The organism is Thermococcus sp. 9N3 (assembly GCF_012027685.1).
Taxonomy (GTDB): Archaea; Methanobacteriota_B; Thermococci; order Thermococcales; family Thermococcaceae; genus Thermococcus; species Thermococcus nautili.
Map to the genome: position 1 here is coordinate 1,189,090 of NZ_SNUV01000001.1, position 17,850 is coordinate 1,206,939.

Sequence of the window (17,850 nt, forward strand, 5' to 3'; positions counted from 1 at the left end):
AGTTTTCCACCTCATAGGTTTTTAGATAATGCTCGTAAACGAATTTTGGATCCTTTAACTCTTCGTTCCTTGCGTGCTTTGTATAAGCTAATCCGCCAAGCAGGAAGGAAATAATGAGAAAAACAAGCAAAACCTTAACCCTCACCCCCAAACCACCTCCATGAAGTAACCAACGCCAGTGTATGGGCCGGTTTTTAGATTAATCTCTTTGGCATCACGTGTCCTCAAGGTTTCCCCACCATTCGTTTCCACAATCTCCATTACGGAGGGCAATGATGACCCATGTTGTTTCGTTGGTGCACTCCTTGGACGAAGTATCAAGGGGGCGGGAGACCCACAGTGCCATTCTATTGGGGTTGTATTCAAAGTATTCCCTCCAGATTCTCAAAGCGCTGGTAAGGTTTTGAAGTTCAAACGGACAGGTGAGGGGTTTTGTTGTATGGGCTTTAATCATGGCTCCATTAAAAAACACCAATGCTCTTTCTGAGCCGTAGGGGGAGTTCCACGTAATCTCTATGACTGTCGGGAGATTTTTGCCTGACAACTCTGGAGGAACTAAAATGCCTCCAGGCCCAGCGGGTGGGAAAGAGTAGTCTCCTCCACAGGATTTTATCTCATTTAGCCCCACCCAGAAGCCATTTTTAGAGTAGAACAATCCAATTTTACCAAATGATGCGTTTTGAATCCTGAGACTTGTGAGCCTTGAAAGTACGTTTTTTTGATTATCCTGAGAGTACCATGTGTCATTGAAGAGGAGCGCGGGAGCTTGCCCCCTCCAGTTTTTCAAGAGTGTTTTTTGAAGAGCCAGAGAGGAGTAATTATACTCGGTTGAGTAAGTCTGTCTTTTGAGAGTGACGTGTGGCCATGGCCAGAGGCTTCCCTTTACGCTGGTAACAAAAATCTCCCGTGTTTTTGGATTGTAGAAGGCGAAATGCCATGTGGGGGCGAGTATTCCTTTATCGACGTATGCGGCAATTAGTTGTGCGTTCTCTACGGTTGCCATCTCAAAGGTCTTATCTGGACTTGTTAACGTCTCGCGGACTTTGTAAGCCTGGAGGCCCCACAGTGATACTGCGAGAAGAATAAAAATAAAAAGAGCCCCGGTCCATTTCATCCCCAAATCACCTCCATGAAGTAGCCGACGCCGGTATAGGGACCAGTATAGGGAGTATCTAATAGTAAAAATTCAATTCCTGCCTTATTGGGACGTATAGTAACTGTGGAATTATCCATCTGAAATGTAAATTGCAAGTTTCCGTCGAGTAACTGACTTAAAGTCTCACGAGAACATTCTTTCCATTTACCCCACTGGTCCGTCATATGTTCTTCCCAGTTGTCTCCGAATCTCTGTATCAGCTTAGCCTTGAACCTCTCGTAATCAGCAGGCCAGCTCAACTCACTATACCTGTAGGCATTGTTCATTACTGAGTGTGGAGGCACGTTGTTATGGTAGAACCACCACGCATCGCTCATGAATATGAGTTTATCAAAGAGGTCATAAGTGTAGTAAATTCTGCCCTTCCAGTCCATGTACTCATCGCCGAGTATGAACACGTAGTGACCGAGTTCATGGGCAATAGCCCTATCATAGTCCACTGAGCCCATTTCCACTTTATCACCAAGAAGTTTTGCCAAAACACACGCACCTATACCCGGAATCGCTGAACACGTTTGGATGTATTCATCAAGATGGTCAATGTTCCTTAGCAGAGACCCAAACGCTTTTGGCAATTCAACGTGGACATTGGATTTGTACTTATCTTGTATTGCCCCATCCCTACGTATCCAGTATCCACCAACTGAAGCATGTGGCCACGCATCCGAATCCCTTTCCCAAAAGTCCACTACCTCATTATGAACCCTAACATCTGCCATGTCCCAGTTCCTCTTGTCATCCCAGATTGTAACCCTGGTTATCATCGCGTAGCCATCCGTGTAGTCGTAGATGAAGTCACTCGCCTTCCTGATGCTGTAAATCAGGTTCTTCTTGTCTTCTTCGCTCATCTTCCATTCTACTGAGATATTCAGCTCAATGCCGAGTATATCTCTCTTCGCCGGGTCTTTCCCAATCAAAAGCTCCACCGCGTTAGGAACGCCGTCGCCGTCGTAGTCACCGTTCAGGTCGGCGTTATTTTTGTCCGTTGGGTCAAAGCGCACGGTAAATCCGTTCGCCTCAAGCTCCCTGTTCAGCTCGATTTCGCGGTAGAAGGGTATTCCGTCGGCGTCGTTGGTGGTTACAACGAACCAGATTTCGCCGTCCGGTGCATCGGCCGAGGAGTACGTGACGACCAGATTGGAGTTCAGGGGCACTTCTCCGGAAGGAGTCACCGCTTTAACGTCACCTTTGAACGTCACTGCATCGTTGCCTGTAATCTCATTGCCCAAAACTTCAGCGGAACTTGGAGAGTTCGCCATCGCAACGACGTCATCCCTTGGAGAAGTCAGCTTAGCCCCGTAGGTGTTCACGAGGGTGACGTTGATTACCGTTCCGTTCTCCAGCCTGACCTGTGCAACCTTCAGGCTTTTCGGTTTTGCTATTGAGAATGCTGTAGTTCCATCTTTCACCGTGACGTCGCTAACGCCTTCAATCGTTTTCATGCCGATGATTTCACCCCCAATTCCGGCCTTTTCAAGTATGCTTTCGTATTTGACGTAAACCTTGAGGTCTTTGTCAGGGTCCCTCGGGCCGACGTTGCAACTGCACTGAGGGCAGAATAGGGGTTCTGCCACAGATACGTTTTGATTAAAGCCGGCTCGGTTCCGTTGTACCACCAGATTGGAATATCAGGTCAGTCCCATTCCAGTGGGCGTTTTTGATTTTCATGTAGTCCGAAACCACGACATCACCGCTCAGAGTCCCGTTTAAGAGGACCTCAATCAGGGCAAGAATCGCCTTCCGCTCATCAGGAGTGGCGTTCTGAAGGGATTTTAGGTATCCCTCGAAGAAGGGGTTAATTACGCCCCTCTCCCCAGTTTGGGTTTTTGACAGTGCTTTCACAGTTGGATGCACCATCCCGCTCAAAACCACCAGCACAATGAGAAACACCACAACCGCCTTTCTCACTTTTATCACCACCGAATGTTGTTCCGGTGTGAAACTGAGATTCCAAAAATTAAAAATATTGCGGAACAGACTAACCACTACCCAAGACCCCGTTAAAAGCCTCCCTCAACCGTGAAACCTCTTCGGGTTTGAGTCGGTTCTTCACCCACCGCTCCTTCAAACTTAAGTTTTCGTCCTCTAAATCCAGCACTGCCTTTCTAACTCCTCCCCTCGGGTTTTTGCTGTCGCCCCTCCAGCGTGGAATGACGTGCAGATGCAGGTGCGGGACCGTTTGACCTGCCTCCTTTCCGAGGTTCATGCCGACGTTGAAGGCGTCTGGCTTCAGAGTCTCCCTCAGGACTTCCATCGCCAGCTCCATGCCCCTTATCAGGGCGAGCTTCTCTTCTCCCGTCAAATCTTCCCAGCGCTCGACGTGCCTCCTCGGGACGACGAGGAGGTGTCCCCTGCTGGCCGGGTAAGCGTCGAGCAGGATTCTTATTAGGCTATCCTCGTAGAGGAGTTGTTCCCTCGGCGGTCTGCAGAAGGGGCACTCCATCGGCAACACCAAAGGCTTAAAATCCTCCCGCCTAAAAAAGCTCCCGGTGGTGGCATGGAGGAGCTCAAGGAGATGGAGCGAACCTATAAGAAGTTGCTCTCGGCTGGACTGCTCACCCTCCTGCTCGGCTTTGCACTGTTGATATTCAAGCCTCTGGGAAAGGCGTCCCTCTACATCGGTCTCGTCGTCTTCGCGCTGGCTTTCATACCGCTTGAGCTCGCCAAGAGAACCGCGAGGAGGATGGCGGTTATAGCCTTCAGGGGAGGATAGAAAAGCTTAATAGAAAACCCGGCAACTATCGAAAAGGAGTGAGAAACAGGGGTGATGTAGAATGGCGTTTGTACCACCGCAGGCCGGCTACGACCGGGCGATAACCGTTTTCAGCCCGGACGGAAGGCTGTTTCAGGTAAACTATGCGAGGGAAGCTGTAAAAAGAGGCGCAACGGCTGTAGGAGTTAAGTGGAAGGACGGAGTCGTTTTGGCCGTTGAGAAGAGAATCACGAGCAGGCTCATTGAGCCGAGGAGCTACGAGAAGATTTTCCAGATTGACGACCACATAGCGGCCGCTCCGAGCGGTATCATCGCTGATGCAAGGGTTCTCGTTGACAGGGCCAGGCTGGAGGCCCAGATTTACCGCCTCACCTACGGCGAACCCGTTCCGCTCACCGTTCTGGTGAAGAAAATCTGCGACCTCAAGCAGGCCCACACCCAGTACGGCGGTGTGAGGCCCTTCGGTGCCGCTTTGCTCATGGCGGGCGTTAACGACAAGCCCGAGCTCTACGAGACCGACCCGAGCGGTGCCTACTTCGAATGGAAGGCCGTCGCCATAGGAAGCGGAAGGAACGTGGCGATGGCCATCTTCGAGGAGCACTACGACGAGAACCTTGACAGGGACGGGGCAATAAAGCTCGCCATACTGGCACTCTCAAAGACCCTTGAGGAGCCAACCGCCGACTCGATAGAGGTGGCCTACATAACCACCGAGGACAAGCGCTGGAAGAAGCTTCCAAGGGAAGAGCTTGAGAAGTACCTCAACGAGGTCCTCGAGGAGATTAAAGAGGAAGAGGTTGAGGAGAAGGCCGAGGACTACTCCGAGCTCGACCAGAACTACTGAGGTGGCGGGCGATGCCGATTAGCGTTGACAAAGCGGTAATCGCCCGTCTGAAGACGCACGGCGAGACCTTCGAGATACTCGTTGACCCATACCTCGCGAGGGACTTCAAGGAGGGCAAGGAAGTTCCCATAGAAGAAATCCTCGCAACTCCTTACGTTTTCAAAGATGCCCACAAGGGCGACAAGGCGAGCGAGCACGAGATGGAGAAAATCTTCGGAACCAGCGACCCCTATGAAGTCGCTAAAATAATCCTCCAGAAGGGCGAGGTTCAGCTCACCGCGGAGCAGAGGAGGCAGATGCTCGAGGAGAAAAAGCGCTACATAGCGACGATAATCCACAGGCACGCGGTTGACCCGAGGACCGGCTATCCGCACCCGGTGGACAGAATCCTGAGGGCGATGGAAGAGGCAGGGGTTCACATTGACCTCTTCAAGGACGCGGAGGCGCAGGTTCCGAAGGTTATCAAGGCGATTAGACCGTTGCTCCCGATAAAGCTCGAGGTCAAGGTCATAGCGGTGAAGATACCGAGCGACTACGTTGGGAAGGCCTACGGCGAGGTTAGAAAGTTCGGAACGATAAAACGCGAGGAGTGGGCCAGCGACGGCTCGTGGATGTTCCTCATCGAGATTCCCGGAGGAATCGAGGAGGAGTTTTATGAGAAGCTTAACGCCCTGACGAAGGGCACCGCTCTTACTAAACTTGTAGAGAGGAAGGGACTATGAGGCGGATTTTTGTAAAACCAAGGGAACTGGTCGTCCCTGGGACGTTGCTCGCCCAGGGGCCGTTTAAGAACGGAAGGGGAACCTTCAGGGAAGGCAACAGGATTTACTCAACGGTGATAGGACTCGTCGAGATAAGGGGAGACCTCATAAGGGTCATTCCGCTCGAAGGGCCCTACATCCCGGAGGTTGGGGACAACGTCCTCGGAAAGATAGTGGACGTCAAGTTCTCCAACTGGACCGTTGACATAGGGGCACCGTACCAGGCCAATTTACGCGTTCAGGACGCGGTTGAGGAGCGCATAGACCTGCTCAAGACCGACCTGCGGAAGATTTACGACATAGGCGACATAATCTACGCCAAGGTGAAGGCCTTCAACGAGATAAACCAGATTGACCTCACAACGAAGGGTATGCCCTTCAAGGGCGGCCCGCTCAGGGGAGGACAGCTCGTCACGATAACGCCTTCCAAGGTGCCGAGGCTCATAGGCAAGGGCGGTTCGATGATTAACATGATTAAGAAGCTCACCGGGACGAGAATCATAGTGGGCCAGAACGGCTGGGTCTGGGTGAGCGGAAAGAACGATGAGCTCGAGAAGCTCGCGATAGAGGCGATACTCAAGGTTGACCGCGAGAGCCACACGCAGGGGCTGACCGACAGGGTCAAGGAGTACCTGCTTTCGAGGCTCAGGGAGCTCAAGGAGCAGGGAGTTATTGAGGAAATCCCCCAGCTTGAGGAGAAGGAAGGTGAGAATGATGATGGGCAGGCCTGAGGGTTTAAAGCTCATCGACGAGAACGGTAGGAGAATCGACGGCAGGAAGAAGTACGAGCTTAGGCCCATTAAAATGGAGGTTGGCGTCCTCAAAAACGCCGACGGCTCGGCCTATGTCGAGTGGGGCAAGAACAAGATAATGGCCGCTGTCTACGGCCCAAGGGAGATTCATCCCAAGCACCTCCAGAGGCCGGACAGGGCAATTCTGCGCGTCCGCTACAACATGGCTCCCTTCAGCGTTGAGGAAAGGAAAAAGCCCGGACCGGACAGGAGGAGCGTCGAGATAAGCAAGGTCATAAGGGGCGCGCTTGAGCCGGCCTTAATCCTCGAGATGTTTCCGAGAACGGCGATAGACGTTTTCATAGAGGTTCTCCAGGCCGACGCAGGGACAAGGGTTGCCGGAATAACAGCGGCCTCGCTTGCCCTCGCGGACGCTGGAATACCGATGAAAGACCTTGTGGCAGCGTGCGCCGCCGGAAAGATTGACGGAGAGATAGTCCTCGACCTCAACAAGGACGAGGACAACTACGGTGAAGCAGACGTTCCCGTTGCAATAATGCCCCTCAAGAACGACATAACGCTCCTTCAGATGGACGGCTACCTGACGAGGGAGGAGTTCATTGAGGCAGTGAAGCTCGCCATAAAAGGAGCCAAGGCGGTTTACCAGAAGCAGAGGGAAGCGCTCAAAGAAAAATACCTCCGCATAGCCCAGGAGGTGGCGGGCAATGAGTGAGATGGAAGTCATGGCCAGCATAATGCGCGACCACATCATAAACCTCCTCAGGGAGGGCAAGAGGATTGACGGAAGGGGCTTCGAGGACTACCGCGACCTCGAGGTCAAGGTCAACGTCATAGAGAAGGCCGAGGGCTCTGCCTGGGTCAGGCTCGGCAACACGCAGGTCCTCGTCGGAATAAAGGTTGACCTCGGCGAGCCGTTTCCGGATTTGCCGGAGAAGGGCGTCATGACGACCAACGTCGAGCTCGTTCCCCTTGCCTCGCCGACCTTCGAGCCCGGTCCGCCGGACGAGAACGCCATCGAGCTCGCCCGTGTTGTGGACAGGGGAATAAGGGAGAGCGGGGCCGTTGAGCTCGAGAAGCTCGTCATCGTCCCCGGCAAGCTCGTCAGGGTTATCTTCATCGACGTCCACGTTCTCGACCACGACGGCAACCTGCTCGACGCGAGCGGAATAGGTGCAATAGCGGCCCTGATGAGCACCAAGATTCCGAAGATTGAGTACGACGAGGAGAGTGGGGAGGTAAAGATACTCGACGAGTACGAGCCCCTGCCGGTTAAGAGCGTCCCGATACCGGTCACCTTCGCGAAAATCGGCAACACGATGGTCGTTGACCCCAACATAGACGAGGAGCGCGTCATGGACGGCAGGATTACGATAACCACCGACGAGAACGGCCACATTTCAGCGGTTCAGAAGGGCGAGGGCGGAAGCTTCAAGCTTGAAGAGGTCATGTACGCAGTGGATACCGCCTTCAAGAAGGCCGAGGAACTCAGGAAAATCGTCCTTGAGGCCGTTGGAAAGGCCTGACCCTTTCCCTCTTTTCCGGTGGTGGCGATGGACTTCATGAGCATCGTTGCGTCAGTAATTTTCGCCGGTTTCGCGGTGAGGACCGTCTACCTCCTTCTGCGGGAGGAGAGGAAAAAGGACCTGCTCCTCACAACGGCCCTCTGGGGTCTGGCCCTCTTCGTGTGGGGTCTCTACATCGCCGGAAAGAAGGGATGGGGCATTCCAAGCGCCCTTGTGATGCTCTCGGGCGTTGTGGCTTTCTCCCTGTCCTTCTTTGGGCTCTTCAAGCTTCGCGAGGAGAGCCCCAAGGAGTTTGGGAAAGAGCTATAAAGGAAAAGGCATAAAACTAAACGGCTTTACGATTAACCGGGGGGAACCCTCATGGGATTGTTTGACAGCCTCAAAAAGAAGGAGAACAAGCCTAAAATGAAACCTCCCGCGAGCGTTAAGAAGGAAGTCGCTCCCAGGCATGACATCGATGTCGTACCGATTGAGGAGGATGTTCTTGCTAAGGAGCTCGTTAAGCCCCAGCTCCGCTACCTGAAGAAGATAACCGTGACCAGCTACTCCGACCTTGAGAGGATTTCCAGCGAGCTTCAGGAGGGCAACATAGTCATAGTTGACCTGACCCCGCTCGAGAAGAGGCCCGACGTCCTTGAAAAGGTCGCCGAGCAGATTAAGGGCATGGTCAACGCCTTCGGCGGACAGGCGGCGAAGATATGCAAGACCGAGGTTAAGCTCATCCTCCTTCCTGAGGACATAAAGATTGCCAAATGAGGTTTTCCTTTTTCAAACTTCAACCGAAACCATGACTTTATAAAGGCATCCCTGGTTCTCTTCTCGGTGATGCTCATGGGCGAGAAGAAAGGCGAGAAGGTTGAGGTTAATCCCGAACTCGGCGAGGTTCAGGTCATAAGCCTCGGCGACTGTCCCATCTGCGGTGGAAAGGGAACGCTCAAGGCCATTCAGCACATCCACGAGATTCCCTACTTCGGCAAGGTCATGGAGAGCACGATAATCTGCGAGAAGTGTGGTTACAGAAACGCTGACGTCATGATACTCGAGGACAGGCCACCGAAGCTCTACACGGTTAAGGTCGAGAACGAGAAGGACCTCTTCACCCGCGTGGTTAGGAGCAAGAGCGGGACGATAGAGCTGGAGGAGATAGGCGTCAAGATTGAACCGGGACCGGCCGCAGAAGGCTTCATCACGAACGTCGAGGGCGTTCTTGAGAGGGTTCGCGAAACCCTGCTAATGGCGAGGGAGTTCAGGAAGCAGGAGGGCGACGAAGAAGCGGTAAAGAAGGCCGACGAGATACTGCAGTACATCGAGGACGTCAAGGAAGGGAAGAAGCCGCTGACGGTGAAGATAGCCGACCCCCTTGGCAACAGCGCGCTCATAGGCGAGAAGGTCAAGAGCAGGCTTTTGACGGAGGAGGAAATCCAGAAGCTGAGCCTCGGGCCCTACCAGATAGTTAACCCGGAGGAGCTTGAAGGGCAAGAAGAGGCCGAGGAAGGCGGTAAAAACCCAAGAGAAAACGAAAAAGAGGGGAAAGAGCTCAGTGAGAAATGAGGACGAAGACCTTGTCCTCGATTCCATTTACCTCCACGTTTCTTCCGTCGAAGTTGAGTTCAGCTTCCCCGTTCGCGAGTTTCTTATAGTCGTCCATGCTTACCGCGATGACGCTGAAGACGTTGTCGCCGTTCACGTAGTTGGAGTATTCAAGTATGAAGGGTATTCCAAAGGCCATGTCGCCGGCGACGCCCTTGGTGACGTCGCTCACGTCGAGTGAATCGCCGTTGTCAACGATTTGAATGAAAACGTAGGGCTTGTCAACCTTCGCAACGTCCTCATCGGCCATGTAAATGTTGCCCGTGAGGATGTCAACGTCATCGCTGTTCGGGTTGAAAGTCATGTGCTTACCGTTGGGCTCGGCCACCATAAGGGTGTACTCGCCAAGGTTGTCCGCGCTCTTGGCCAGCTCCACCGCATTTTCGATGTCGCCATCCAGGTCGGTGTCGTCAACCGCGCCAAAATAGTCGCGCGATTTGACAACGAGGTAGTCATCGTCGGTTTCAAGGTAATAGAACGTCTTGAGGGGTTCATCGTCGCTGTAGGAGTAGTCAATGTTGACGTAGTAACCGTCTGAGTAGTCTATTTTAACGACGTAGCCGTCGTCGGTTTCGAGAACCTCGTAGGAGTCCTCCGGAACAACCACGACCGCGTCGGTGCTCCCGGTTTCGCTCGTTATGACCTCGATGAGGGGCTCGTCAACGTCCGATACAACGACCCTCATCGTGTCGAACTTGAGCGTGACGGGCAGGTCGGCGTTGAGCTTGACGTCTTCGGTTGTCTCGGTCGGGGTTTTCTCGGAGCTTTTCTCTGAGAAGGTGTCTGTTGCAGACGGAGTCGAACTGCCTGTTCCAGAGCTCATACACCCGCTTCCCGCGAGAACGAGTCCCACGAGAAGAAACGCCAGAACGTATCTAATCCCAAACCTCATTCAGAACACATCCATACTTCGGTAATCCTGAACTGAGAAGGAGGAGCTTAAAAAGGTTTGCAGGCGCGTTAGGAAGCCCTAAAATCATCAGGGGTAGAAGTAGTCCCTTGCGAGCAAATCTTCAATCAGGGCCCTTACCCAGGGCTTCCTCGTCTTCCTTGAGAGGTGAATTATGCCCTCGACGTGGATTCCGTAGCGCTCCTTCATCTCCTCCCTGCTCATCGGTTCCTTGAAGAGAAACGGCCTCTCGATGGTGAAGACGTAGCCGTAGTCCTTGATGTAGTTGGCCAGCCAGTTCTTCCCGTTCTCGCCGTGGACGAGGGTTAAACCGCTCGTATCCTTCGCCATCTCCCAGAGAGTTTCTAAGTCAGCCTTTATCACCTCGCCGACCTCAAAGCCCCCGGCGATGGTTCCCCTCTGAGTCAGAGTCTGCTCCTCGTGAAGGTTGAGCCTCCTCAGCGTGTCTCTCAGCTCGTAGGGGTTTCCGCGCGCTATGTAGAGGAACACCAGGTCACCCTCGTCGAAGGCCTTCCTCTTCCTGACCTCGACCGTTTTGAGGCCCCTGAATATCAGCTCGGCGTAAACCTGGTGGAGCGCTATGACGTGCTCCATGCTTTCACCTGGCGAACCCTCGATGGAGGGAATAAAAAGGTTTGGGCAAAGCTTTTAACTTCCCAAGGTTGAATTTTAGTAGGGATTAGGATGGTAACCGTTAAAAAGACCCGGCGGAAGGAGCTTAGGGCGTCAGTCCTTGGAGTCGTGGTAGGGCTTGTACTCTTAGTATTCCTTCTCTTTCTCGAAATTCCTTCCACTGCTTTCTACATCCTCGTAGGAAGCTTTGTAATAGGACCACTCCTGGGGCAGGCAATATGGGGAACACCGGTTTTAAGGATAGAGAAGGGCGGAAGGGTCTGCGAGATTTCGGCCCACGATGGCCTGAAGAAGGTCATAATTCTGGAGGATAAGTACACCTCACGGGAGATTTGGGTGGAAGAACCCGTTGAGACCACCGTGTGCGGAGTCCCTGTTAAGTTCTACCACAATCCCGCTTGGTTCGGAACCGTCCTGATTGTTGAGGTGGAAGGTAGGAGGTACCGTCTGCCCTAAGGGGGGCAGTGAAGTGAACGTGAAAAAGACCCGTGTCAAAAACCAGCGCCTCTGGAAGTTTGGTCTGTCATACCTTGCCCTCTCACTCCTTCTCCTCACGGTGGGATTAATTGAAAAACGGCCAGTCCTATCGCTGATGAACGTTTTTATAGCCCTCGGTTTCCTCGCCCTGGCAAACCGCTTTCGTGCCCTCAGAGTGGAGTGCAACGGAAAAACGCTTCTCCTCGTTCCGGATTACGCAACGTCCACCATAACCCTCAAGGACACGGAGGGAAAGGTTCTCGCAAGGGACTTCTTCCCCCTCTTCGAGGAGAAAACGCTCGAAACTCCCTGTGGAACGCTGGGAATCCGCGCGATTAGACATCGCTTTGGCAAAGTGGAGCTCAGAATAAAGGCCGAAGGAAAAGAAATCACCTTGCCCTGAGTTTCAGCGATGCCTTCACGAGGTCGCTCACCACCCCGCTCGCCGTCTCCTTCAGCCCGGCGCCGGCTCCTTTAACGAGGAGCTCTCCCAGAAGGTCGGTCTCGATTAGGGCAACGTTCTCGTTGCTTGAAACCGCGAGCGGGCCTGAAACCTCTTCCGGGGCGACCCTAACGTTGTTTTCCTCGACTGTCGCGACGAGCCTAATCCTCTTTCCCTTTGCGAGGGCCCTCTTAACCTCGTCAACAGTAACCTCCGCGATTCCCTTGACGGTAATCTCGTCGAAGGTAATCGGCCCGAAGGCAACGCAGTGGAGGATTGTGGCCTTATAGCCGGCGTCAATTCCGAGGACGTCTCCGCTCGGGTCCCTCTCGGCTATACCAAGCTCCTGAGCCTGCTTTACCGCCTTCTCGAAGTCAATTCCCTGCTCCATCCTGGAGAGTATGAACGTCGTCGTCGCGTTCAGGACGGCCTTTATTCTCCTTACCGTGTCGCCGAGCAGGTTCTCGCGGAGGAGCCCGATGATTGGCGTCCCTGCCATAACCGTCGCCTCGAAGAGGTAGGGCAGACCTCTCCGCTCGGCTTCACCAGTAAGCTCCGCGTAGTGGAACGCCAGTGGTGGCTTGTTGCTCGTAACGACAGCCTTCCCGTCCCTCAGCGCCTCCAAATGCCACTCGTGGGCGTTTCTATCGTTGGTCACGTCAATAACCACGTCGGCCTCAATCTCCTTAACCGCCTCAGCCGGCGAGAAGCTGTAGACCTCGTAGTCGTTCGTCCACGCGGAGAGCTTTCCAAAGTTCTCCTTGACGAGCAGAGCCTCCCTCAGGTCAATTCCCTCGGGAAGCCACACGGTTCCGCTAGTGTCTGAAATGATGACGACCCTGAAGGATAAACCGTACTTCTCCCGGAAGAAGCGCTCCTTCTCAATCAAAACGCGAGCAACGGCTTTGCCAACGTTGCCGAAGCCGAAGAGCCCAACCTTCACCTCCATCCAACCACCGGAATAGAAAAGGAGGAGGGGCTTAAATCACTTGTTGAGGATTACCTTGATTATGTCCATGTCCCTGACTATGCCGACGAGCTCGCCCTCACCCTTGATGACGGGCAGCTGCTCGATGTGGTGCTGGACCATCTTCTGCGCGACCTCGTAGACGCTCATATGTGGTGTGGCAACGACGACGTTGGGGTTCATTATCTCCTCAACCGGCTTCTGGGGAAGCTGGAGCTCAGCCTTCTCGAAGAGGAGCGTCGGGTTGCTCTCCAGAATCCAGTCCTCCTCACTTGAAGCGGCCAGCGCAGTCTGCTTCATGACTCTAACCACTTCCCCGTCCTTAAGGAGGTCGGTTTCGTCGACCATGCCGACGAGGTTGCCGTCGTCGTCTATGACCGGAATCGCCATTGCGTTGCAGAGGAGGAGGGCCTTGAGCGCGACCTTGAGGGGAGTTCCGCGCCAGACGACACCGACGTTCCTCTGGTAGTAGGGGTCAATCGTTATGTCCTTGAGCTTCTCGTTCTTGGCCAGGTAGCGCCTAACGATGTCGCCAACGGTAAGTATTCCTATCGGCCTGTCCTCGTCATCAACAACTACAACGCGCCGGTAGTCGGTCTCGAGCATTCTCCTAACGGCCTTCTTAAGGTCGTCGTTCGCCTTGACCGTCGGAACATCCCGTCTGACGAGCATGGCGAGCTGGTCTTCGTCAGGATGTATGAGGACGTTTTTTATGCTTATTATCCCGACGAGCTTTCCCTCCTTGTTAACGACCGGGAAGGAACGAACGTTGTGCTTCTTGAACAGCTCAAGTGCGTAATCCCTCGTCGCCGGCAACTGTATTACCACTGGGTCCTTTGTCATCAGGGTCTTTACCCTCATGTTCTACCACCGCTTAACCTAAGACGGTGTCCCCCTATTTAAGGTTTTAGAAAAGGAAATGGGCGAAACGTCAGCCCAGGAGGGCGAGGAAAACACCGGCAACGACGGCCGTTCCGATGACTCCCGCGACGTTCGGACCCATTGCGTGCATGAGGATGAAGTTGCCGGGGTCCTCCTCGCTGGCCAGTCTCTGCACAACGCGCGCGCTCATCGGGACAGCTGAAACTCCCGCGGCGCCTATCATCGGGTTTATCCTTCCGCCCGAGAGCTTCATCATGAGCTTTCCGAAGAGCACTCCCCCAGCAGTTGCGCTGGCGAAGGCCACTATTCCGAGACCGAGAATCATGAGGGTCTGGGGCGTGAGGAAGCTCTCAGCGCGCATGGTTGAGCCGACGCCGAGGCCGAGGAATATCGTCACGATGTTCATGAGCTCCTCCTGTGCCGCCTTGGTGAGCCTTGGAACGACGCCGCTCTCGCGGAAGAGGTTGCCCATCATGAGCATTCCTATCAGCGGCGCCGCGCTGGGAACGAGCAGGCCGATGACTATCATCGTGACTATCGGGAAGAGGATTTTCTCGCGCTTTGAGACCGGCCTCAACTGCTCCATCCTTATGCGCCTTTCCTCCGGCGTTGTTAGTGCCTTTATGATAGGTGGCTGAATCAGCGGGACGAGGCTCATGTAGGAGTAAGCGGCCACTGCGGTCGCGGCTAGTATCTGGGGTGCGAGCTTGGTGGTGAGGTATATCGTCGTCGGGCCGTCTGCACCGCCGATTATTCCTATCGAAGCGGCCTCGTGTATGTTGAAGCCCAGCGCGAGGGCCGTAAGCATCGCCACGAAGACGCCTATCTGGGCCGCGGCACCGAGGAGCGCCGTCTTGGGGTCAGCTATGAGCGGTCCGAAGTCCGTCATCGCTCCGAGGCCGAAGAATATGAGGAGCGGCACTATCTCCGTCTTGATGAGGTAGTGGTAGACTATGTCAAGAAGACCGGGGTGAGAGCACAGCCCACCGACGGTCGGACAGTTCGCGATTCCGTTGAGGGGAAGGTTAACGAGAACCGCCGTGATGCCTATGGGCAAAAGCAACAGCGGTTCCATCTCGTAGCGTATCGCGAGGTAGACCAGCGTCAGGCCCACTGCAATCATGATGATGTTCCCTACCGTGAGGTGGAGCAGGCCCATGGTGTTGAGGAAGTCCACGAACGTCGCCATGCCCCATCACCCGAGCTCAACCAGTGGGTCGCCGGTGTTGACGGTGTCGCCTTCTTTGACGTAGATTTTCTTCACGACGCCGTCTTTCGGAGCCGGAATCTCGTTCTCCATCTTCATAGCCTCAAGCACAACCAACCCCTGACCCGCCTTGACCTCCTGACCCTCGCTCACGAGAACCCTCAGGATTTTTCCAGGCATTGGGGCAGTGACGGTGTTGGGCGAGGCACTCGCGGGAGCAGGCGAAGGTGCCGGCGCCGGAGCGGGGGCAGGGGCCGGAACTGATGCAGGGGCCGGAGCAGGAACCGGAGTGCTGGCAGTTTCGGGAACGCTCGGAAGCGCTATTCCCAGCCCTTCGGCCTTGACCTCGTAGCTCTTGCCCTCGAAGCTGACCCTGAACTTCCCGCCGGCGAGCTCTTCAACCTCAACCTCGTACTCCCTTCCATCGATGATGACCTTAACCTTCATCTTCACCACTTCCTCATCTCATAGTTGAAGTTCTCAACCTCATTCATACCGCTCTGTAAACCGTAGAGGCGCCACGCGTCGGAAACCTTCCTCTTAAAGGGCAACGGCCTGGCAACCTCGGCCTTCTTCGCGAGGTAGGCGAGGATTGAGGCGGTGATGATTGCCAAATCCCTCGGGGGAATTCCTTCCTCCGGGGCCTCGACCTCCTCCTTCGTCTCCTCAACGGCCTTTTCCTCGGCCTTCTTGGCCCTTCCGATCATTCCGCGCTCGAAGGCACCTATGGCGTACATCACTATGGCCAAAATGGTGAGTATGGCGAAGACGACGGTGATTCCTATGACGGTAATCCATCCTCCCTCGGCAAACTGGCTCATGCTTTCACCTCACAGCGGTATGTTGCCGTGCTTCTTCGGCGGGAGCTTGACGCGCTTGCTCTCGAGGGCCTCGAGCGCCATAATCACCTTCGCCCTCGTCTCCGCCGGGTCGATGACGTCGTCTATGTAGCCCCTCGCGGCGGCGACGTACGGGTTGGCGAACTTCTCGCGGTACTCGGCTATCTTCTGCTGTCTAACTTCTTCAGGGTTCTCAGCCTGGGCGATTTCCTTGCGGAATATGATGTTCGCCGCTCCCTCCGGACCCATGACCGCTATCTCCGCTGTCGGCCAGGCGAAGACGAAGTCAGCTCCAAGGTGCTTGCTTCCCATGGCGAGGTAAGCTCCGCCGTAGGCCTTTCTCAGAATCACCGTAACCATCGGGACCGTCGCCTCGGCGTAGGCGTAGAGGACCTTCGCGCCGTGCCTGATTATTCCCCTGCTCTCCTGGTCAACACCGGGCAGGTAACCGGGAACGTCCACGAGCGTGACTATCGGTATGTTGAAGGCGTCGCAGGTTCTAACAAACCTGGCAATCTTGTCCGAGCTGTCTATGTCGAGAACTCCAGCGAAGTACTTGGGGTTGTTGGCGACTATACCGACGGTCTGGCCGTTCATTCTTCCGAAGCCAACCACGGCGTTCGGGGCGAAGTAGGGGAGGATTTCAAGGAAGTCCGGGTTGCCGTTCTCGTCGCGGTCAACTATCTCGTAGATGACCTCCCTGACGTCGTAGGGCTTGTTCGGGTCGTCCGGGACAATCTCGTAGAGCCTCTCGCTCTTCCTGAAGGGCAAATCGTTCGTCTTGACGCGAGGTGGCTTCTCCATGTTGTTGGACGGCAGGTAGCTCACGAGGCGCCTTATCAAAGCCAGAACTTCCTCGTCGCTCTTGCCTATGAGGTGGGCCTGACCGGCCCTCTGCGCGTGAACCATGGCTCCACCGAGCTGAACCGGTGTGACCTCAACGCCGGTAACGGCCTTGACGACCTGAGGCCCGGTGATGAACATGAAGCTCGCAGGGTTGTCCACCATGAGAATGAAGTCTCCGATGGCAGGACTGTAAACGGCTCCGCCGGCACAGGGACCCATTATCGCGGTAATCTGCGGGACGACACCGCTGAGAATCGTGTTCATCTTGAAAATCTCGCCGTAGCCCTTGAGCGCGTCAACACCCTCCTGAATCCTCGCTCCTCCTGAGTCGTTGAGGCCTATGACAGGAGCGCCGGCTTCTAGGGCCAGCTCCATGACACGCTTTATCTTCATCGCGTGCATCTCGCCGAGCGAACCGCCCATGACGGTAAAGTCCTGCGCGTAGACAAAGACTAACCTGCCGTCGATGGTTCCGTAGCCGGTGATGACGCCGTCAGCGGGCAGTTCCTTCTTGTCGAGGCCGAACTCAGTTCCCCTGTGCTTGACGAACATGCCGATTTCCACGAAGCTTCCAGGGTCGAGGAGCTTTTCTATCCTCTCGCGGGCGGTGAGTTTGCCCTTGGCGTGCTGTTTTTCAACCGCCTTCTCCCCGCCCATGGCGAGAATCTTTTCCCTCCTCTCGTAAAGCTCGTTGAGCTTCTCCTCCATGCCCATAAGAGTAACCCCCTTGATTTCTTTGGGCTTGTAGTTTGTAAAGTTTAAAAGGGTTTTTGAGGAGCGAAATTCATCCAAGAGTGGATAATTTGTCCAATGACATGGAAAAAAGAAGGAAGACCTCAGAGGTGCTGGATTGGCGTTTCGGCACCGCAGGCCTCACACTTGAGGAAGTGGAAGCGTCCGCGCTTGATAATCTTGGTATCGGGGCTTCCACAGACCGGACAGATGACGTACTCCTTGAGGTACTTCTTCATCTTGTTGGCTATCAGGTACGGCGTGAAGCGTCCCTGCAGGATTACGCGCCTGCCCTCGAGCGTTCCTGCCGTAGCAACCTCGCGCAGGATGAACTTCAGGAGATGGTTCGGGTCGCGGTTCATCGCTTCCGCTATGTCAACGAAGTTCTCGATTATCGTCCTGTTACCGGCTATTGTAACGACCGCCGGCGGGACCTCGAAACGGGACTTGTGGGACTTCACGTTCTCGGGCAACTCCTCGTAAGCCTTATCGAGGAGCTTCTCAAAGTCGTAAAAGTCAATGCTCTCGCTCATCTTCTCACCCCCTCATAGGTTTCCCCTTCGCTTTATAACCTTT

24 protein-coding genes are annotated in these 17,850 nt (G+C 54.6%); 11 read left to right on the plus strand and 13 right to left on the minus strand.

Annotated features, from left to right (window positions below):
• Window positions 1-214: 214 nt before the first annotated feature.
• The 4 genes from E3E30_RS06695 to E3E30_RS06710 all read right to left on the minus strand — a co-directional run bounded on the left by E3E30_RS06695 (window position 215) and on the right by E3E30_RS06710 (window position 3,599).
• Complete coding sequence (locus E3E30_RS06695) at window positions 215-1,114, minus strand: hypothetical protein (protein ID WP_167728793.1); 900 nt, start codon at window positions 1,112-1,114, stop codon at window positions 215-217.
• Window positions 1,111-2,730: a hypothetical protein gene (locus E3E30_RS06700; RefSeq protein WP_167728794.1), complete on the minus strand. Its 1,620-nt coding sequence runs from the start codon at window positions 2,728-2,730 to the stop codon at window positions 1,111-1,113. Before E3E30_RS06700 ends, E3E30_RS06695 begins: the two co-directional genes overlap by 4 nt.
• A 13-nt stretch (window positions 2,731-2,743) precedes the next feature.
• A complete protein-coding gene (locus tag E3E30_RS06705) occupies window positions 2,744-3,073 on the minus strand; it encodes a hypothetical protein (protein ID WP_167728795.1) in 330 nt (109 codons plus the stop codon).
• A 61-nt stretch (window positions 3,074-3,134) separates the two neighbouring features.
• Complete coding sequence (locus E3E30_RS06710) at window positions 3,135-3,599, minus strand: HIT family protein (protein ID WP_167729025.1); 465 nt, start codon at window positions 3,597-3,599, stop codon at window positions 3,135-3,137.
• A 54-nt stretch (window positions 3,600-3,653) separates the two neighbouring features.
• Between E3E30_RS06710 and E3E30_RS06715 the strand changes: the two genes are divergently transcribed.
• The 9 genes from E3E30_RS06715 to E3E30_RS06755 all read left to right on the plus strand — a co-directional run bounded on the left by E3E30_RS06715 (window position 3,654) and on the right by E3E30_RS06755 (window position 9,300).
• A complete protein-coding gene (locus tag E3E30_RS06715; RefSeq protein WP_042692701.1) occupies window positions 3,654-3,869 on the plus strand; it encodes a hypothetical protein in 216 nt (71 codons plus the stop codon).
• Window positions 3,870-3,930: 61 nt separating this feature from the next.
• Window positions 3,931-4,713 (plus strand): archaeal proteasome endopeptidase complex subunit alpha, encoded by a 783-nt coding sequence (gene psmA / locus E3E30_RS06720; protein WP_042692700.1) that lies wholly within the window; start codon window positions 3,931-3,933, stop codon window positions 4,711-4,713.
• A gap of 11 nt (window positions 4,714-4,724) precedes the next feature.
• A complete protein-coding gene (locus tag E3E30_RS06725) occupies window positions 4,725-5,435 on the plus strand; it encodes a ribosome assembly factor SBDS (RefSeq protein WP_042692697.1) in 711 nt (236 codons plus the stop codon).
• A complete protein-coding gene (gene rrp4, locus E3E30_RS06730; RefSeq protein ID WP_042692694.1) occupies window positions 5,432-6,205 on the plus strand; it encodes an exosome complex RNA-binding protein Rrp4 in 774 nt (257 codons plus the stop codon). Before E3E30_RS06725 ends, rrp4 begins: the two co-directional genes overlap by 4 nt.
• Window positions 6,189-6,938, plus strand: coding sequence for an exosome complex exonuclease Rrp41 (rrp41, locus tag E3E30_RS06735; RefSeq protein ID WP_042692692.1), 750 nt, complete (start codon window positions 6,189-6,191; stop codon window positions 6,936-6,938). The genes rrp4 and rrp41 overlap by 17 nt, the downstream gene beginning before the upstream one ends.
• Window positions 6,931-7,749: an exosome complex protein Rrp42 gene (rrp42, locus tag E3E30_RS06740; RefSeq protein WP_206203807.1), complete on the plus strand. Its 819-nt coding sequence runs from the start codon at window positions 6,931-6,933 to the stop codon at window positions 7,747-7,749. Before rrp41 ends, rrp42 begins: the two co-directional genes overlap by 8 nt.
• 21 nt (window positions 7,750-7,770) lie before the next feature.
• A complete protein-coding gene (locus E3E30_RS06745; protein WP_167728796.1) occupies window positions 7,771-8,058 on the plus strand; it encodes a hypothetical protein in 288 nt (95 codons plus the stop codon).
• A 51-nt stretch (window positions 8,059-8,109) separates the two neighbouring features.
• Window positions 8,110-8,505: a cell division protein SepF gene (gene sepF, locus E3E30_RS06750; RefSeq protein WP_042692686.1), complete on the plus strand. Its 396-nt coding sequence runs from the start codon at window positions 8,110-8,112 to the stop codon at window positions 8,503-8,505.
• A gap of 75 nt (window positions 8,506-8,580) precedes the next feature.
• Window positions 8,581-9,300 (plus strand): ZPR1 zinc finger domain-containing protein, encoded by a 720-nt coding sequence (locus E3E30_RS06755; protein ID WP_167729026.1) that lies wholly within the window; start codon window positions 8,581-8,583, stop codon window positions 9,298-9,300.
• Here the strand turns inward: E3E30_RS06755 and E3E30_RS06760 are convergent.
• Window positions 9,287-10,231, minus strand: coding sequence for a hypothetical protein (locus E3E30_RS06760; protein ID WP_167728797.1), 945 nt, complete (start codon window positions 10,229-10,231; stop codon window positions 9,287-9,289). The genes E3E30_RS06755 and E3E30_RS06760 overlap by 14 nt on opposite strands.
• Before the next feature lie 87 nt (window positions 10,232-10,318).
• Window positions 10,319-10,843, minus strand: coding sequence for an ASCH domain-containing protein (locus tag E3E30_RS06765; protein WP_167728798.1), 525 nt, complete (start codon window positions 10,841-10,843; stop codon window positions 10,319-10,321).
• A 90-nt stretch (window positions 10,844-10,933) separates the two neighbouring features.
• Here E3E30_RS06765 and E3E30_RS06770 point away from each other — a divergent pair, with 90 nt between their 5' ends.
• Both E3E30_RS06770 and E3E30_RS06775 read left to right on the plus strand, forming a co-directional pair.
• Window positions 10,934-11,338: a hypothetical protein gene (locus E3E30_RS06770; protein WP_167728799.1), complete on the plus strand. Its 405-nt coding sequence runs from the start codon at window positions 10,934-10,936 to the stop codon at window positions 11,336-11,338.
• A gap of 13 nt (window positions 11,339-11,351) precedes the next feature.
• Window positions 11,352-11,762, plus strand: a complete 411-nt coding sequence (locus E3E30_RS06775; protein ID WP_167728800.1) for a hypothetical protein — start codon at window positions 11,352-11,354, stop codon at window positions 11,760-11,762.
• Here E3E30_RS06775 and E3E30_RS06780 read toward each other — a convergent pair.
• The 7 genes from E3E30_RS06780 to E3E30_RS06810 form a co-directional block, all read right to left on the minus strand.
• A complete protein-coding gene (locus E3E30_RS06780) occupies window positions 11,749-12,750 on the minus strand; it encodes a homoserine dehydrogenase (RefSeq protein ID WP_167728801.1) in 1,002 nt (333 codons plus the stop codon). The genes E3E30_RS06775 and E3E30_RS06780 overlap by 14 nt on opposite strands.
• Before the next feature lie 36 nt (window positions 12,751-12,786).
• Window positions 12,787-13,629 (minus strand): CBS domain-containing protein, encoded by an 843-nt coding sequence (locus E3E30_RS06785; RefSeq protein ID WP_167728802.1) that lies wholly within the window; start codon window positions 13,627-13,629, stop codon window positions 12,787-12,789.
• A 70-nt stretch (window positions 13,630-13,699) separates the two neighbouring features.
• The gene (locus E3E30_RS06790; RefSeq protein WP_167728803.1) at window positions 13,700-14,839 is read right to left on the minus strand and encodes a sodium ion-translocating decarboxylase subunit beta; all 1,140 of its coding nucleotides are present in this window, start codon (window positions 14,837-14,839) and stop codon (window positions 13,700-13,702) included.
• A 6-nt stretch (window positions 14,840-14,845) separates the two neighbouring features.
• Window positions 14,846-15,304 carry an acetyl-CoA carboxylase biotin carboxyl carrier protein subunit gene (locus E3E30_RS06795; RefSeq protein ID WP_167729027.1) on the minus strand — a complete coding sequence of 153 codons (459 nt, stop codon included), beginning with the start codon at window positions 15,302-15,304 and terminating at the stop codon, window positions 14,846-14,848.
• A gap of 2 nt (window positions 15,305-15,306) precedes the next feature.
• Window positions 15,307-15,678, minus strand: coding sequence for an OadG family protein (locus E3E30_RS06800; RefSeq protein ID WP_167728804.1), 372 nt, complete (start codon window positions 15,676-15,678; stop codon window positions 15,307-15,309).
• A gap of 9 nt (window positions 15,679-15,687) precedes the next feature.
• A complete protein-coding gene (locus E3E30_RS06805; protein ID WP_167728805.1) occupies window positions 15,688-17,256 on the minus strand; it encodes a carboxyl transferase domain-containing protein in 1,569 nt (522 codons plus the stop codon).
• A gap of 122 nt (window positions 17,257-17,378) precedes the next feature.
• Window positions 17,379-17,807 (minus strand): translation initiation factor IF-2 subunit beta, encoded by a 429-nt coding sequence (locus E3E30_RS06810; RefSeq protein WP_042692655.1) that lies wholly within the window; start codon window positions 17,805-17,807, stop codon window positions 17,379-17,381.
• Between the last annotated feature and the right edge of the window lie 43 nt (window positions 17,808-17,850).

Bases quoted from the DNA above. Each gene is read 5' to 3' on its own strand.
- E3E30_RS06695 (WP_167728793.1), bottom strand. From the start codon at position 1,114: ATGAAATGGACCGGGGCTCTTTTTATTTTTATTCTTCTCGCAGTATCA.
- E3E30_RS06710 (WP_167729025.1), bottom strand. From the start codon at position 3,599: ATGGAGTGCCCCTTCTGCAGACCGCCGAGGGAACAACTCCTCTACGAG.
- E3E30_RS06715 (WP_042692701.1), top strand. From the start codon at position 3,654: ATGGAGGAGCTCAAGGAGATGGAGCGAACCTATAAGAAGTTGCTCTCG.
- psmA (WP_042692700.1), top strand. From the start codon at position 3,931: ATGGCGTTTGTACCACCGCAGGCCGGCTACGACCGGGCGATAACCGTT.
- E3E30_RS06725 (WP_042692697.1), top strand. From the start codon at position 4,725: ATGCCGATTAGCGTTGACAAAGCGGTAATCGCCCGTCTGAAGACGCAC.
- rrp4 (WP_042692694.1), top strand. From the start codon at position 5,432: ATGAGGCGGATTTTTGTAAAACCAAGGGAACTGGTCGTCCCTGGGACG.
- rrp41 (WP_042692692.1), top strand. From the start codon at position 6,189: ATGATGGGCAGGCCTGAGGGTTTAAAGCTCATCGACGAGAACGGTAGG.
- rrp42 (WP_206203807.1), top strand. From the start codon at position 6,931: ATGAGTGAGATGGAAGTCATGGCCAGCATAATGCGCGACCACATCATA.
- sepF (WP_042692686.1), top strand. From the start codon at position 8,110: ATGGGATTGTTTGACAGCCTCAAAAAGAAGGAGAACAAGCCTAAAATG.
- E3E30_RS06755 (WP_167729026.1), top strand. From the start codon at position 8,581: ATGGGCGAGAAGAAAGGCGAGAAGGTTGAGGTTAATCCCGAACTCGGC.
- E3E30_RS06760 (WP_167728797.1), bottom strand. From the start codon at position 10,231: ATGAGGTTTGGGATTAGATACGTTCTGGCGTTTCTTCTCGTGGGACTC.
- E3E30_RS06765 (WP_167728798.1), bottom strand. From the start codon at position 10,843: ATGGAGCACGTCATAGCGCTCCACCAGGTTTACGCCGAGCTGATATTC.
- E3E30_RS06770 (WP_167728799.1), top strand. From the start codon at position 10,934: ATGGTAACCGTTAAAAAGACCCGGCGGAAGGAGCTTAGGGCGTCAGTC.
- E3E30_RS06780 (WP_167728801.1), bottom strand. From the start codon at position 12,750: ATGGAGGTGAAGGTTGGGCTCTTCGGCTTCGGCAACGTTGGCAAAGCC.
- E3E30_RS06785 (WP_167728802.1), bottom strand. From the start codon at position 13,629: ATGAGGGTAAAGACCCTGATGACAAAGGACCCAGTGGTAATACAGTTG.
- E3E30_RS06790 (WP_167728803.1), bottom strand. From the start codon at position 14,839: ATGGCGACGTTCGTGGACTTCCTCAACACCATGGGCCTGCTCCACCTC.
- E3E30_RS06795 (WP_167729027.1), bottom strand. From the start codon at position 15,304: ATGAAGGTTAAGGTCATCATCGATGGAAGGGAGTACGAGGTTGAGGTT.
- E3E30_RS06800 (WP_167728804.1), bottom strand. From the start codon at position 15,678: ATGAGCCAGTTTGCCGAGGGAGGATGGATTACCGTCATAGGAATCACC.
- E3E30_RS06805 (WP_167728805.1), bottom strand. From the start codon at position 17,256: ATGGGCATGGAGGAGAAGCTCAACGAGCTTTACGAGAGGAGGGAAAAG.
- E3E30_RS06810 (WP_042692655.1), bottom strand. From the start codon at position 17,807: ATGAGCGAGAGCATTGACTTTTACGACTTTGAGAAGCTCCTCGATAAG.